The organism is Aurantibacter sp. UH7 (assembly GCF_056839165.1).
The window spans coordinates 1334146-1348957 of record NZ_CM166388.1; the positions used below are offsets into that span (position 1 = coordinate 1334146).

General features: G+C 33.2%; 13 protein-coding genes. 8 read left to right on the plus strand and 5 right to left on the minus strand.

Annotated elements, in window-relative coordinates:
- Nucleotide 1 precedes the first annotated feature (1 nt).
- The gene (locus tag UH7x_RS05775; RefSeq protein WP_482362770.1) at nt 2–721 is read left to right on the plus strand and encodes a hypothetical protein; all 720 of its coding nucleotides are present in this window, start codon (nt 2–4) and stop codon (nt 719–721) included.
- Nucleotides 722–791: 70 nt separating this feature from the next.
- On the opposite strand, the gene UH7x_RS05780 is transcribed toward UH7x_RS05775, so the two are convergent.
- Complete coding sequence (locus UH7x_RS05780; protein WP_482362771.1) at nt 792–1556, minus strand: exodeoxyribonuclease III; 765 nt, start codon at nt 1554–1556, stop codon at nt 792–794.
- A 95-nt stretch (nt 1557–1651) separates the two neighbouring features.
- On the opposite strand from UH7x_RS05780, the gene UH7x_RS05785 reads away from it, so the two are divergent.
- The gene (locus UH7x_RS05785) at nt 1652–2167 is read left to right on the plus strand and encodes a hypothetical protein (protein ID WP_482362772.1); all 516 of its coding nucleotides are present in this window, start codon (nt 1652–1654) and stop codon (nt 2165–2167) included.
- A 29-nt stretch (nt 2168–2196) separates the two neighbouring features.
- Entirely contained in the window at nt 2197–4272 is a 2076-nt protein-coding gene (locus UH7x_RS05790) for a TonB-dependent receptor family protein (protein WP_482362773.1), read from the plus strand.
- A gap of 8 nt (nt 4273–4280) precedes the next feature.
- Here UH7x_RS05790 and UH7x_RS05795 read toward each other — a convergent pair whose 3' ends face one another.
- Nucleotides 4281–5825 carry a glycine--tRNA ligase gene (locus UH7x_RS05795; RefSeq protein WP_482362774.1) on the minus strand — a complete coding sequence of 515 codons (1545 nt, stop codon included), beginning with the start codon at nt 5823–5825 and terminating at the stop codon, nt 4281–4283.
- A 37-nt stretch (nt 5826–5862) separates the two neighbouring features.
- Nucleotides 5863–6765, minus strand: coding sequence for a hypothetical protein (locus tag UH7x_RS05800; protein WP_482362775.1), 903 nt, complete (start codon nt 6763–6765; stop codon nt 5863–5865).
- A 46-nt stretch (nt 6766–6811) separates the two neighbouring features.
- Here UH7x_RS05800 and UH7x_RS05805 point away from each other — a divergent pair, with 46 nt between their 5' ends.
- The 5 genes from UH7x_RS05805 to UH7x_RS05825 all read left to right on the plus strand — a co-directional run bounded on the left by UH7x_RS05805 (nt 6812) and on the right by UH7x_RS05825 (nt 13370).
- Nucleotides 6812–7525: a ComF family protein gene (locus UH7x_RS05805; protein WP_482362776.1), complete on the plus strand. Its 714-nt coding sequence runs from the start codon at nt 6812–6814 to the stop codon at nt 7523–7525.
- A 72-nt stretch (nt 7526–7597) separates the two neighbouring features.
- Nucleotides 7598–9214 (plus strand): Ig-like domain-containing domain, encoded by a 1617-nt coding sequence (locus UH7x_RS05810; RefSeq protein ID WP_482362777.1) that lies wholly within the window; start codon nt 7598–7600, stop codon nt 9212–9214.
- 272 nt (nt 9215–9486) lie between these two features.
- Nucleotides 9487–10542, plus strand: coding sequence for an IS110 family RNA-guided transposase (locus UH7x_RS05815; RefSeq protein WP_482361459.1), 1056 nt, complete (start codon nt 9487–9489; stop codon nt 10540–10542).
- Nucleotides 10543–10827: 285 nt separating this feature from the next.
- Nucleotides 10828–12951 (plus strand): PAS domain-containing protein, encoded by a 2124-nt coding sequence (locus UH7x_RS05820; RefSeq protein ID WP_482362778.1) that lies wholly within the window; start codon nt 10828–10830, stop codon nt 12949–12951.
- Nucleotides 12952–12965: 14 nt separating this feature from the next.
- Nucleotides 12966–13370, plus strand: coding sequence for a response regulator (locus UH7x_RS05825; RefSeq protein ID WP_482362779.1), 405 nt, complete (start codon nt 12966–12968; stop codon nt 13368–13370).
- Nucleotides 13371–13487: 117 nt separating this feature from the next.
- Here the strand turns inward: UH7x_RS05825 and UH7x_RS05830 are convergent, their stop codons facing one another.
- Together UH7x_RS05830 and UH7x_RS05835 are read right to left on the minus strand one after the other, a co-directional pair.
- Nucleotides 13488–14261 carry an amidohydrolase gene (locus tag UH7x_RS05830; protein ID WP_482362780.1) on the minus strand — a complete coding sequence of 258 codons (774 nt, stop codon included), beginning with the start codon at nt 14259–14261 and terminating at the stop codon, nt 13488–13490.
- A gap of 1 nt (nt 14262) precedes the next feature.
- A complete protein-coding gene (locus tag UH7x_RS05835; RefSeq protein ID WP_482362781.1) occupies nt 14263–14733 on the minus strand; it encodes an ankyrin repeat domain-containing protein in 471 nt (156 codons plus the stop codon).
- Nucleotides 14734–14812 lie beyond the last annotated feature (79 nt).

Genomic DNA, 14812 nt, shown 5'->3' on the forward strand with positions numbered 1-14812 from the left:
TATGAAAACTGTTATAAAATTTATTACAAGCGGACTACTTCTAATGTCTTTGATGATGACCTCTTGTCAAAAAGAAGAACATGATAATGATATAAGTGTAGAAGAATCCTTAGAAGAAGGTTTTACCAGTAAAACGGGTTACAATGATTCGGAACTCGTGTCAAGTCTAGAAACATTAACTCCCGTATTATATAAACAATATAGTGGGTCTTTAAGTAGAGAGGATGCAGAAACCTCCTTTCTAGAGGACGTACATAACTTCATGATAGAAGAAAAAAGTACCAGCAAATCAGAAGCTTTCATATATTTTAAGGTTGCTATCAGAACTGATACCGATCCTTACAGTCAAACTGATGGAAATGTCTGGGGTAGGATTAATTTTTTAACTAACAATGGAGATTATCAAGTACCTTGGTTCAGATTAAATGATCCCTCAAGAAATGACTTTGAAAATGGTTCTTGGGACTTTTTCTATTTAAGAGTTCATATACCAAGATCAGATTGGATTGAGGTGAAAAATGCCACCTTAGCCCTACAAGGTACTGATGGATGGAATGTCAAATGGTTTGACGTTCATTTACAAGATGATAGTAGATATTCAAGAGCTTCTGGTAGAACCGATATCTATGATAATCCAGAAGTTTGGTTGGATAATACAACTAATAGTGGGTGGGATTTTTACAATACTGGAAATGCCGGTAGAGGTAGGTTAACCTTCTAATAAATATTCTAAAAACTAAAAACCACGGTTAAAATAAACTGTGGTTTTTAGTTTTAATTTAGTACTGTTTTTATTTTTCCACTTCCACTAAAATCGGACAATGGTCACTATGCCTTGCCTCAGATAAAATCACAGATCGTTTCAATCTGCTTTCAAGAGGTTCTGAAACCATCCCATAATCTAAACGCCAACCTTTATTATTATTTCTGGCATTCGCCCTGTAGCTCCACCAAGTATAATTATCTGGCTCATCATTAAAGTATCTGAAACTATCAATAAATCCACTTTTGATGAAATTACCTATCCACTCACGTTCTACAGGTAAAAATCCTGATACATTCTTTAATCCTACAGGATTGTGGATATCAATGGCCTCATGACATATATTATAGTCTCCAAGCACAATTAAATTTGGTCTTTCTTTTCGCAATTCATTTACGTACTCTTGAATTTCATCCATGTAATTCAACTTAAAATCCAAACGCGCAATATTAGTACCTGATGGTAAATACATGCACATAATAGAAATATCGCCAAAATCCGCTCTTAGATTTCTTCCTTCAAAATCCATAGTTTCAATACCTGTACCAAATTCTATATGGTCAGGTTTAGTTTTGGATAAAATAGCCACTCCACTATATCCTTTTTTCTGTGCACTATACCAATAATTATATGCATACCCAGCAGCTTCAAAAACAGACAAATCTAGTTGATCTTCTTGCGCCTTAATCTCTTGTAAACAAATTACATCAGGATCTACAGATTGCAACCAATCTATAAAGCCTTTTTTTAATGCAGCACGAATTCCATTTACGTTATAGGATACTATTTTCATTAAGTTTTAATTTAATTCGAAAATAAAGAATGTTTTAGGGATTAAAAAAGTTTGGAACGCAAATTGATTTAACATTACTACAAATCCCTTTTAAGATGAAAAAGTTATTATTTTTTATTTTCATTTCAAGTACTTTGTTAGTTAATGCTCAAGGTTATCGAGATAACTATAATAATCATGAGGTACGTTTTAATATGGGTCGATTTTTGGCTACTACCGCTATAGAAGGTTCTTATGAATACTACTTTACACCAGATACAAGTATTGGTGGTACTATTTATTTTAATAGTGATTTATATAGCCGTACTGGTAATTTTGGTATTGGTCCAAACCTAAGAGCATATTTTGGTTATAACCCAAAAAGCGGGGTATTTGCAGAAGCCTTTGCGCTATATTATACGGGTGACATAGATAACACTAACAACTTAGGCGCTCGAAATAATGATTATAACTCCACGGCATTAGGACTCGGCTTAGGGCGAAAATGGTCTACTTTCGGGCAGAAATTAACTTTTGAAATTTCTGCTGGTTTAGGACGAAACATTTATGTCGAAGATTTTCAGAATAACTTTATATATCGAGCAGGATTGTCGCTAGGTTTTAGATTTTAAGTTTTATTTTTACGTTTCACAAAATTTACATGAAACACATTTATCTCCTATTTCTTTTAGGCCTATATTCTATTCAAGCACAAGAAACCACCCAAAAAGACAGTATAACGCAACTAGATGAAGTTATTTTACTAGATGCCTTAAAAACTAAAAATACAACTGGCATAACTCAATCTGATATTTTAGGTGCCAAAATTTTTCAAAATTATAGCCCAATTGATATGGTATCCGCCATTAATCAAATAACAGGTGTTTACATTCATTCAGGTGCCCTAAATACTAATAGAATTACAATACGTGGAATAGGCGCAAGAACACTTTTCGGCACTAATAAGTTACGATTGTATTACAATGACATTCCAATTACGAATGGTTCTGGATCGTCCGAAATCGAAGCTTATGATTTAGAAAATCTAAGTCAGATTGAAGTAGTAAAAGGACCTAAAGGAACAGCTTTCGGCAGTAATTTAGGAGGAGCAATAATTTTAAATCCAAAACAAGCGATAGGAAAATCTACGAGTTTCTTCAATAATTTTACTGTTGGCTCATTTGGCTTAATTAAAAATAATTTATCATTCAATCATTTTGATGGCAAACTCAGACTTGGCTTACAATATGGCCATACAGAAACAGATGGTTATCGAGATAATAATAATTTTGAACGCGACGGTTTACTTTTAAACACATCATATCTAATAAATGAAAATAATAAAATAAGCTTACTTATTAATCACATAGATTATTCGGCACAAATACCGAGTTCGTTAGGTGCTACAGCTTTTGCTGAAAACCCAAAACAAGTAACTTTTACTTGGCGTGTATCGCAAGGTTATGAAGCAAACAACTATAGCTTATTAGGACTTAATTATGAACATAAATTTAGTGACAAATTAAAAAATTCAACGAGTGTTTTTTATAATTATTTAGATCATTACGAACCTGCCCCTTTTGGAATTTTAGATGAATTCACTAATGGTTATGGACTTAGAAGTCGATTTATGGGCACCTTAAATTTTTCTAATATTTCAGCTGAATACACCTTTGGAGTAGAATTACTCAAGGATGAATACAATTGGAATCAATTCGAAAATTTATATCAGGATAATAATGGCAATGGCAGTTTACAAGGCGAACAATATGCCGCAAACAAAGAATTCAGAAGACAATTCAATGGTTTTAGCACTGTATTAGTACCTTTTTCCGAAGCTTTTTCTGCACAATTAGGGTTAAATATCAATAAAACAAATTATGACTATCGTGACCAGTTTAATTCTGGAGCAGAAAACAAAAGTGCTAAACGCAGCTTTAAAGCAATACTACTTCCGAGTCTTGATTTAAAATATGCATTTTCAGATGCTAATAGCTTATATGGTAATGTAAGCAGAGGATTTTCAAACCCCAGTTTAGAAGAGACCTTAACACCGGATGGAGTCATTAATCCTAATATTTCTCAAGAAACTGGCACCAATTATGAAATAGGTTCACAATTATTTTTTGACAATAAAAAACTTTCTATAAACATTGCATTATACCAAATGAACATTAACAATTTGTTGGTTGCTGAAAGGGTTATTGACGACCAATATATTGGGAAAAATGCAGGTAAAACAAGGCATCAGGGAGTTGAACTAGCACTTAGTTACCATTTAAATATGGGAACTAAGTTTCAAATAACTCCATTTTTAAACTATACCTATAACAATCATAAATTTATTGAGTTTATCGACGAAGATGAAGATTTTTCAGGAAATCCATTAACCGGTGTACCCAAAAATAGTGTTACTTCGGGGCTCCAAATGCAATTTTTCAATAATTTCTATTGGAATACCACACACCAATATGTAAGTTCAATTCCACTTACAGATTCCAATTCTCTATCGAGTGACTCCTATAGTATATTACATACTAAAATCGGATACCAAAAGAAGATTACTAGTAATTTCACATTAGGCATAGACATGGGCATAAACAACCTTTTTAATGCTGCTTATGCCCAATCTGTTCTTATTAACACACAAGGTTTTGGTGGCAATGAACCACGATACTACTACCCCGGAAATGGTATAAATTATTATGCTGGCATACGTCTAGGTTATCGACTTTAAATAAAAAATTAACCCATCTTCATTAACCAAGATTTCATATCTACCGCAGTATGAATAATTTGTTTTAGTGCAGCTATTTCAACACGTTCTTGTTCCATTGAGTCGCGATGACGTATAGTCACTGTTTTATCTTCTAAAGATTGATGATCTACAGTAATACAAAACGGCGTACCATTAGCGTCTTGCCTTCTATAACGGCGCCCTACTGCATCTTTTTCATCATATAAAACATTAAAATCCCATTTAAGATCTTCAATAATTTCTTTAGCTAGTTCTGGCAATCCATCTTTTTTCACTAATGGAAAAACCGCAGCCTTTGTTGGAGCTAAAACAGCTGGTAGTTTTAAAACAGTTCTTGTAGAACCGTTCTCTAATTCTTCTTCTTTAAGCGAGTTTGAGAAAACTGCTAAGAACATTCTATCTAAGCCAATTGAGGTTTCTAAAACATAAGGCACATAACTTTCTCTAGTTTCAGGGTCAAAATATTGCAACTTTTTGCTTGAAAATTTTTCATGTTGGGATAAATCAAAATCAGTTCGAGAATGGATTCCTTCTAACTCTTTAAATCCAAATGGAAAACGAAATTCAATATCCGAAGCTGCATCCGCATAATGTGCTAACTTCTCATGATCATGAAAACGATAATTTTCTTCTCCTAAGTTTAAAGAAAGATGCCACTTCATTCTATTTACTTTCCATTTCTCGTACCATTCTTGCTGTGTACCTGGCTTAATGAAAAACTGCATTTCCATTTGTTCAAATTCACGCATTCTAAAAATAAATTGTCGTGCAACAATTTCATTTCTAAAAGCTTTACCAGTTTGAGCGATTCCAAACGGAATCTTCATCCGTCCAGTTTTTTGAACATTTAAGAAATTAACAAAAATACCTTGTGCAGTTTCTGGTCTTAAGTACAAATCCATAGCACTTTCAGCAGTAGCACCAAGTTTTGTACCGAACATTAAATTGAATTGTTTTACATCAGTCCAATTTTTAGACCCAGACATAGGGCATGCTATTTCAAGTTCTTCAATAAGTTTTTTAACATCAGCTAAATCTTCATTTTCCAAAGACTTACCCAATCGCTTCAAAATAGTTGTAGCTTGTTCTTGATATTCAACGACCCTTGGGTTGGTTGCCAAAAATTGCTCTTTATCAAATTTATCACCAAAACGTTTGGCAGCTTTTTTGACATCTCTTTCTATTTTGGCCTCAAGTTTAGCTACATAATCTTCCACTAAGACATCTGCTCTATATCTTTTTTTTGAATCTTTATTATCTATAAGTGGATCATTAAAAGCATCCACATGGCCAGAAGCTTTCCAAATTGTAGGATGCATAAATATCGCCGAATCAATTCCAACAATATTGTCATTGAGTTGCACCATTGCTTTCCACCAATACTCTCGTATGTTTTTCTTGAGTTCAGCACCATTTTGTGCATAGTCATACACAGCACTTAATCCATCATATATTTCACTAGATTGAAATACATATCCGTATTCTTTTGCGTGTGAAATTACTTTTTTGAAATCGTCTTCCTGTTTTGCCATTTGACAAAAATAGAATTTTACAAACTAAGGAAATAAATTATTTTAAACGAAATTCGGTTGTAGCAAGAAGTTTATCGTTTTCAAACACATTTAAGGTATAAATACCACCTTCTAAAGAGCCTTTTGGTAGTGTAATAAAGTCACAAACTCTTGTTTCTTCACCGCTATACAAAAGTTGTACTCTTTTACTATATACATTACCATTTACAGTAATAGTGTTCGCATTATCTTCAACAATGCGCATATTAGGATCTAAAAATTGGAAATAAACTATTTTTTCCTGTTTTTTAGCAGCAATATCGGATGAAATTGTGATACAACCTCTTAGTTTTTCAACAATAGAAGCTTTGGTTGTAATTATGGCACTTGCGTCTCTTACTCTTAAACCTGCGCCTTCTGTCTGCTCTTTATCAAGCTCCAAGTATTTCTTCTTCTTTAATTCTTCGTTAAGCTCCTTCTGCTTTTTACGCTGCAAAGATTCCACCTTGGTCATTTGATTTCGGGCATCTTGTAGCGATGCAATTTCTTTTTGACTGTTCTCGTACTTATCCGCCAATAATGAACTATTGTACTTAAGAAAATTGTTTTTAAGCTTAAGACTATCATTTTGTGCCTCTAATCTTCTAAGTTCTGATTTATACTCGCGTAGCTTTTCAACAGTGAAGTTCAATCTACCTACTGAATCTTGTAACTGCTGAACCTGATACCTAGATCTTTCAAGTTCTATTTCATCAACTTCATTTCTAGAAGCGAGTCTGTCTAAATCAGCTTTCATTAGAGTAAGGTCCTTAACTAGAATTTCCTTTTCATTCTCTAGAAACGAAATTTCACTCTGAGACTGAGTATAACTGTAGTAGTAAGCAATTAAAATTGCTAGGATTACAGCTATCAGGGCAGCAAAAATTATTTTATTGTTGAATTTTTTATCTTGGGCGTTCATTCAGCAAAATTATAAGTAGGCAACTTTTTAATTAGTTTAATAAATAATGTGTGCAAAACTATCAAATATAGTAAATGATATAAGCAGTATCCTAGTCCCAAAGGTGTGTTTTGGCTGTAATACACATTTATTGGGTGGAGAACACCTTATATGCACAACTTGTAGAAATGATTTACCGCTTACCGATTATACTTTTAACGTAGAAAACACCGTTGACCGTATTTTTTATGGTCGAATTAACGTTAAAAAGGCAAATTCTTTTCTTTTTTTCACTGAAAACGGCATTGTACAACAGCTTTTACATCATTTAAAATATAAAAATCAAGAAGTTGTCGGCGATTTTATAGGCGAATGGTTTGGAAATACTATAAAAACCAATGGTTTTATCGATGTTATTGATTACGTAATACCAGTTCCATTACATTCTAAAAAACTACGCAAAAGAGGTTATAATCAAGTTTCGCGTTTTAGCCAACACCTAGCAAGATGTTTAAATGCCGAGTATCGCGAGGATATATTATTAAAAACTTCCAATTCAAGAACACAGACTAAAAAAGGAAGGCTTGGTCGTTGGTTTGAGAACAAATCACTGTATACACTATCAAATACAATGGAACTGGCATCTAAAAATGTATTACTAGTAGATGATATTATAACTACGGGCGCAACCATAGAATTGTGCGCTAAGGCCTTACAAGAATCAAAAAATATAAATATCTATGTAGCGAGTATGGCAGTTGTTCCCTTCTTACAAAATTGATCAAATGCTAAATTCTTCCATTTATTTAATATTAGTCGTTTCTTTGTTATCGAATTGGTTTGAATTAATGTCATGACAAGACGCTTTATTGCTTGTATTTTTCTTTTTTTAATCGTTGCAGCGTTGGTACAATGTGCTCGTCGCGGAAGTCCTACTGGCGGACCGAAAGATTTAGAGCCCCCAATATTACTTAAGTCAGAACCACCGAATATGACCACTGAATTTAAAGCCAAAAGAATTAGGCTTTATTTCGATGAGTATATCACCTTAAAAGATATTCAAGATCAATTAATTGTTTCGCCACCGCTAAAATACACACCAACAATAACACCACAAGGGGGTGCGAGCAAATATGTTGAGATTAAAATCAAAGATACTCTTAAAGAAAACACTACTTACACCTTTAATTTTGGACAAAGCATTGTAGACCATAACGAAGGTAACCCGAGTAGTTTTTTAAGTTATGTTTTTTCGACTGGCACCTATATCGACTCGTTAACAGTATCTGGTGTTGTAAAAGATGCTTTCAAGAGAAAAGCTGAAGAATTTATTAGTGTAATGCTTTATGAAATTGACACCGCTTATAACGATTCAACAATTTTTAAAAAACCACCTAATTATATCACAAATACCTTAGACAGCACCGTCATATTTACACTAAAAAACATAAAGGCCGGTAAATACAAATTATTTGCACTCAAAGATGAAGCTAAGAACAATATTTTTGATCAGAATGCAGATAAAATAGCGTTTTCTAGGGATACTGTTAATTTACCTACAGATAGCACCTACCTATTAACTTTATTTAAGGAAATACAAAATTATAGCATTCAAGTACCTAGTTATGAGGCTACCAATAAAATAGCATTTGGATACTATGGTTTAAAAGAAGACTTTAGAATAGAGCATTTAACAGTATTACCAGACACTGTTGAATACAAATATTTAAAACTTCGGGGTAAAGACACGCTTAATTTTTGGTTTACGCCTACTAATTTAGATTCTATTGTTTTTCTCGCTATAAACGATAAGCTCTCACTAATTGACACATTTACTGTAAAAAAGCGAAAAGTAGGTACAGATTCTTTGCAATTAAGTCCCAATCAATCTGGGGGCTTAGATTTCAATAAAGATTTCACTATCATGTTAAATACCCCTATTTCTAAAATTGATAGTACCAAGTTTAGTATGATTGACAAAGATTCTGTTAAAGTGAATTTTAATGTAATGATAGATAGCATTGAAAATGAAATAGATTTCGATTTTATAAAGGAACCCAATCAAAGCTATTCCCTAAACATCATGCCTGGTGCGGTAACAGATTTTTTTGAAGAATCTAACGATACGTTAAATTATAATCTATCTACAAATAGTCCTGCTGATTATGGAAATTTGAGATTAAAAATACAAATTGATTCTACAGCATATCCACTAGTTATTCAACTCACAGATCAACAAGGTGCAATTAAGCAAGAAATTTATGCGGAAAAGCCTAAAGTTCTTGAATTTAATAATGTTGAACCCTCTAAATATTTTTTACGTGTCATTTTCGATGAAAATGGTAATAAAACATGGGATACTGGTAACTTTCTTAAAAAAATACAACCAGAAAGAGTCAGCTATCATCCAGACACTTTAGAAATAAGAGCAAATTGGGAAATAGAAGAGACATTTCTCATAAATAATTAAAGATGCTCCACTTCGTTAATTAGCTATAAATCAAGTTCTAAAACTACTGATTTCAATAGGTATTACTCATATTCATTCTTTTGTAGTGTACTACATACTTTTTAAGTGTTTTCTTACGTTAAGTAGTAATAAACCAGAATGTTTTTTAGTATTAAATGACCGACATAGTAACATCTTCTATTTCTTTATTCGTTAAGAGTTCACCAAAAGCAATAGCATCGATGAAAAAGCAGTAAGTCGAGTATCTTTAAAATGAACTAAAGATTAAAGATATGATTACTCAAATTACTGCTGTACCGAAGTTATACATTGGCATTGACATTCACAAGAGAAGTTGGAAAGTACATTGTGCTACAGATTTGTTTTCAGGCAAGTCTTTTTCAATGAATCCGAACCCGGAACAACTTAAAGATTATGTTGATAAACATTTCGCTAATTATGAAGTATCGACCGCATACGAGGCGGGTTGCTGTGGATATTCAGCGCATCGTTGTTTCGAATCTTATGGTTGGTTTTCGTTAGTAGTTAATCCTGCTGATATTCATAGAAAGGGTAAGGAGAAACATACCAAGACCGATAAGATAGATGCCCAGCTTATATCCAGAGAACTTAAAGATGGTAGATTAGAAGGTATTCATATTCCTGATGTTGACCGTGAAGAACTTCGAAGTCTTTTTCGTCGTCGCAATGATTTGGTAAAGGATTTTCGGAGGATAAAGAGTTATATAAAAATGCAGCTTTTATATTTCGGTATTAAAGAGCCAGAAGAATTTGACAACGACCATTGGAGTCATAAGTATAGGAAATGGTTAGATGATATTGTGTTTAAAAACCCAACAGCAAAAGCAACTTTAGAGAGCCGTATGCGTTTCTTTCGTTTTGTAGACCAAGAGCTTCGAGATGTTTCTACTCAGCTTCGTAGGTATTGCAAAACGTACCATAAGAAGGATTATATGTTGCTTCGCAGCATACCTGGCATTGGAGGAATTGTTGCTTGTGGTATTTTATGTGAATTGGGAGATTTACGACGTTTTAATAGTGTCAAACATTTGGCTGGTTATGTTGGTCTGGCACCTGGAGTTCACCAAAGTGGAAGTAACTATAAAACCCTTGGTATAACTCCACGTGCACATCGTTTAATACGGAGTTATTTTGTAGAGGCATCTTGGCAGGCGATACGAGCTGATCCAGTGATGCAAGCATACTATCGTAAGCACCAAGGTAGAAATGTAAAGAGTATCATTATCAAAGTAGCGAGAAAACTACTTAGTAGAACATTAGCTGTTATTAAAACAGAGACTCCTTATTGCATAGGAGTACTAGAATAAAAAAATAACCATAACAAAGCTCACAAAATAGTAGTGAAACTCGTACCACAAAACAACGTGGGTGATCCAAGAAATTGGAATCACATCTTTATAGCAAGTGGCCGAGTTTATTATAATTTATAATCATACAGATGCTGGTGAACCCTGAAAATAGGTGTATCACAAATAGGATGCGGAGCAAGTTATATTAAAAGAAAAAAAGGTGGTTTAAAGCAAAAAGAAAATATTAATTAACTTTAGAGAACTGGACTAGGGCTTTTCATAGGAGCCGTTGTTGACACTGATATGCGCCTAATTGGGTATTCAGATGTTTGGTTAGACGATATCGCTCAAAGAAAGAATTCCGTATTAGGTAGATCGTATTATGAGATTTTGCCCAATACTTCTGAGGATTTAAAAGAAGTACACAGAAATTGTCTTCAAGGAAGTAAAATAGCATCAAAAACGACTAAAACCATTAACTCTAAAGGGAATATAAAATGGTTAAAAAGAGACATTAATTCTTGGGTAGACGAGAAAGGCAATATACTAGGTTTAAAAATTGTTGAAGAAGACATAACCATAGATAAGCATCGCGAACAATTGCTATTAAAAGCACAAAATGTAGCTAGAATTGGTAGTTGGGAAGTTGATATGCGCAGTGGCCAGGTTCATTGGACTGATGTTACTAAAGAAATACATGAAGTACCAAAAGACTTTGAACCAAACTTAGAAGATTCTATAAATTTTTATAAAAAAGGACAATCTCGCGACGAAATCACACAAGTAGTTAGTGATGCAATTGCACACGGTACAACTTGGGATGTTGAACTCCAAATCATTACTGCGAAGGGAAATGAAATATGGGTGCGCGCTAAGGGTGAGACAGAAATATTTGATGGAAAGTGCATTCGCATTTATGGTACATTTCAAGATATTGATGAGAAAAAGAGAATTGAAGTTGAGTATCGCACGGTCTCAGACCGTTTGACCATGGCTACTAATGCGGCTAAAATTGGTATTTGGAATTACAACTTTGAGGAAAACGAACTGCATTGGGATGATATTACATTTGAAATTTACAAATCTGAAAAAAGCATTTTTGATGGTTACAACACCTTACGTTCAGTCGTTCATCCCGATGATTTAGACAAAAGCGTTAAAGCATTAAAAATAGCCCTAGATGGAGACAAAAAATTTGATACAGAATTTCGAATTATATGGCCCGATGGAAGTATAAGACATATTAAGGGCAGAGGGGTTATTTTATATGATGCTGACAACCAACCTATAAAAATGATTGGTGCCAATTGGGATGTTACAGAATTCAAAAACACGAAATTAGAACTTATTCGAAATAATGAATCCTTCACTTCTGTTTTCACGAATTCTGGTATTGGCATGGCTATCTTAAGTGTAGACGATGTAATATTAGAAGCAAACCTAAGTCTCTGCCAAAGTCTTGGGTATTCAAGTTCAGAGTTGGTAGGTAAAACCGCCTTTGAGATAACACACAAAGATGATATTGAAAATTCTCATTCAGCAAAAAAAGACTTTATTGCTGGCAATACAGGAAGTGGTCAATTAGTAAAAAGGTTTTATCATAAATCTGGAAGAATTGTTCATGTAATGATTACAATGACAGCTGTAAATGACATCAATGGTAAACTTTCCTATTTTATTGGACAGGTTGTAGATATGACCTCTCGTATAGAAGCCGAAAAAAGATTAAAAACGCTGGTTGAAGTTACGAAAGGACAGAATGCTAGTTTAATGAACTTTGCTCATATTGTTTCGCATAATCTTAGATCACATTCGAGCAACATGTTAATGTTGACCAAATTCCTAAATCAAGAAAGTAACCGCGATGAAAAAGACAATATTGAAAAAATGTTAGGTAATGCGGCAGAAAGCCTAAATGAGACTGTACATCATTTAAATGAAGTGGTCTTAATTAAAACAGGTGATCTTGAATCTATGAAGAGTGAGAGTTTATTAAATGCAGCCAATCGTGTAAAAGACACGCTTGCCGGTTTAATTCAAGAAAAAAATGCCTCCTACCATTTTAATATATGTAAATCACATTTTGTAAATGTTGTACCAGCATATTTAGACAGTATTTTCCTAAATCTTTTTTCAAATTCATTAAAATACTCATCTCCAAATAGAAAGCCAGAAATTACCATTTCATCAAAAATAAATGGAGAATTTATTGAAATTGATTTTGCTGATAACGGACAAGGAATTAATTTACAACGCCATAGCAAGAAAATTTTTGGAATGTATAAAACATTCCACAATAACAAAGACGCGAAGGGAATTGGTCTTTTTATTACTAAAAACCAGATTGATGCAATGAACGGTAAAATAGATTTAAAAAGCGAAATTGACAAAGGAACAACATTTACCCTAAAATTTAAAAAAGCCTAAATAAAAACAGTATTATGAAAAAAATTAAAACCTCGTGCATAATAGATGATGATGACATTTTCATTTATGGCACTAAAAGAATAATACAAGAAGTCGATTTCTGTGAAGAAATACTTGTTTATAACAATGGTCAAGAAGCACTAACAGCCTTTATAGATCTTACTGAATCGGGTAAAGAATTACCTTCTATTATCTTTTTGGATTTAAATATGCCTATTATGAATGGTTGGGAATTCTTAGAGGAATTCACCAAAATAGAAAACAACAACAAAGAAAAGGTTATTGTTTATATAATTAGCTCTTCTGTTGACCCTAGAGACCTTGAGCGCGTTGGTAATTATGAAATTATACACAATTATATACTAAAACCATTTTCTGCTAAAGACCTACAAAGCATATTAGTAAATATTGAGGCATAAGTAAAACTTCTTTCGATTTAGCAACAAAAAAAGCAAGTTAGGATTATAGAATAGCGTAATTGAGCTTACAGAATGGCATGATGTTATTATAAATTAATTGTAAAATCTTAGACGAACTTAAACCAATTTAAAATTATCTCTATCTTCTAAAAACATCAGTTTTTTTCTGGTATTTATTATCTGATCTTTTTCAATAGTACTATAAATAATTTCTTCTTTTGATGAGAATACTTGTTCTTCCCCAAGTGCATTAAAAACCGCAGAATGCCCTGAATATTTTAAACCATTTTCATCTTTTCCTATTCTATTTACACCAACACAATATGCTAAATTTTCAATAGCACGTGCTTTCAATAAGGTATCCCATGCAGCAATTCGTGCTTCTGGCCAATTTGCAACATATAGTAACATGTCGTAATCATTTTTATTTCTAGCCCAAACAGGAAATCGTAAATCATAACATATCATTGGACAAATTCTAAAGCCTTTGTATACTACAACAAGTCTCTTAGACCCCGACTGATACACTTTATCTTCACCCGCAAGCGTAAAGGTGTGCTTTTTATCATAAATATGCTTCTGTCCGTCTGCGGTTATAAATAAAAGTCGATTTGTAAACTTTTCATCCTTGAAAAAAGCAATGCTTCCAACAATGGCCAAATTCTTAGTCACCGCAATTTCCCGCATCCACGCTATAGTTTTTTCACCTTCCGATTTATCTAATTTATCAGGAGTCATCGTAAAACCAGAAGTAAACATTTCTGGTAGTACAATTAAATCAACATCAGATTTAACTACAGCTATTTTCTTTGAAAGAATTGTTCTATTCGCTTCTGGATTCTCCCATACAATAGAAGTTTGTATTAACGCAATATTTAATTGTGCAGCCATTTTATTTTTCAAGTAAAGAAATCATATCGGCTCCACCTTGCATTTTAGCATGATCCAATGCTGTATTACCCCTTGCATCTTTAAAAGAAGTATCAGCCCCATTTGCAAGTAATAGTTTAGCAATTTCTATATGGTTAAAAGTTGCAGCATAAATTAAACAAGTTCCACCCATGGCATTTGGCTCATTAATTCTTGCTCCTCTGTTAATTAAGTTTTCTGCAATTTTTGCAAATCCTTTAAAACATACTCCCATTAAAGCTGTATTACCCGATGAATCTTTTGCATTTATGTCGGCTCCTTTATCTAAAAGTAAGTCCACAATTTCTTCGTGGTTGTAATAAGTAGCTAGAATTAATGGTGTCGAGCCTCGCTGGTCACGTACATTCAACACTTCGGAATTTGCATTCAAAATAGTTTTTACTGCAGCAGCCTTTCCATTGCGGATCTCTGTAAATAAAATTTCATTTTCCATTCATATAAAAGTAAAAAAAACAATTATATTATGTGGCACAAATACGTATCGTTTGGCTAAAATCAACAAGGCTAATACG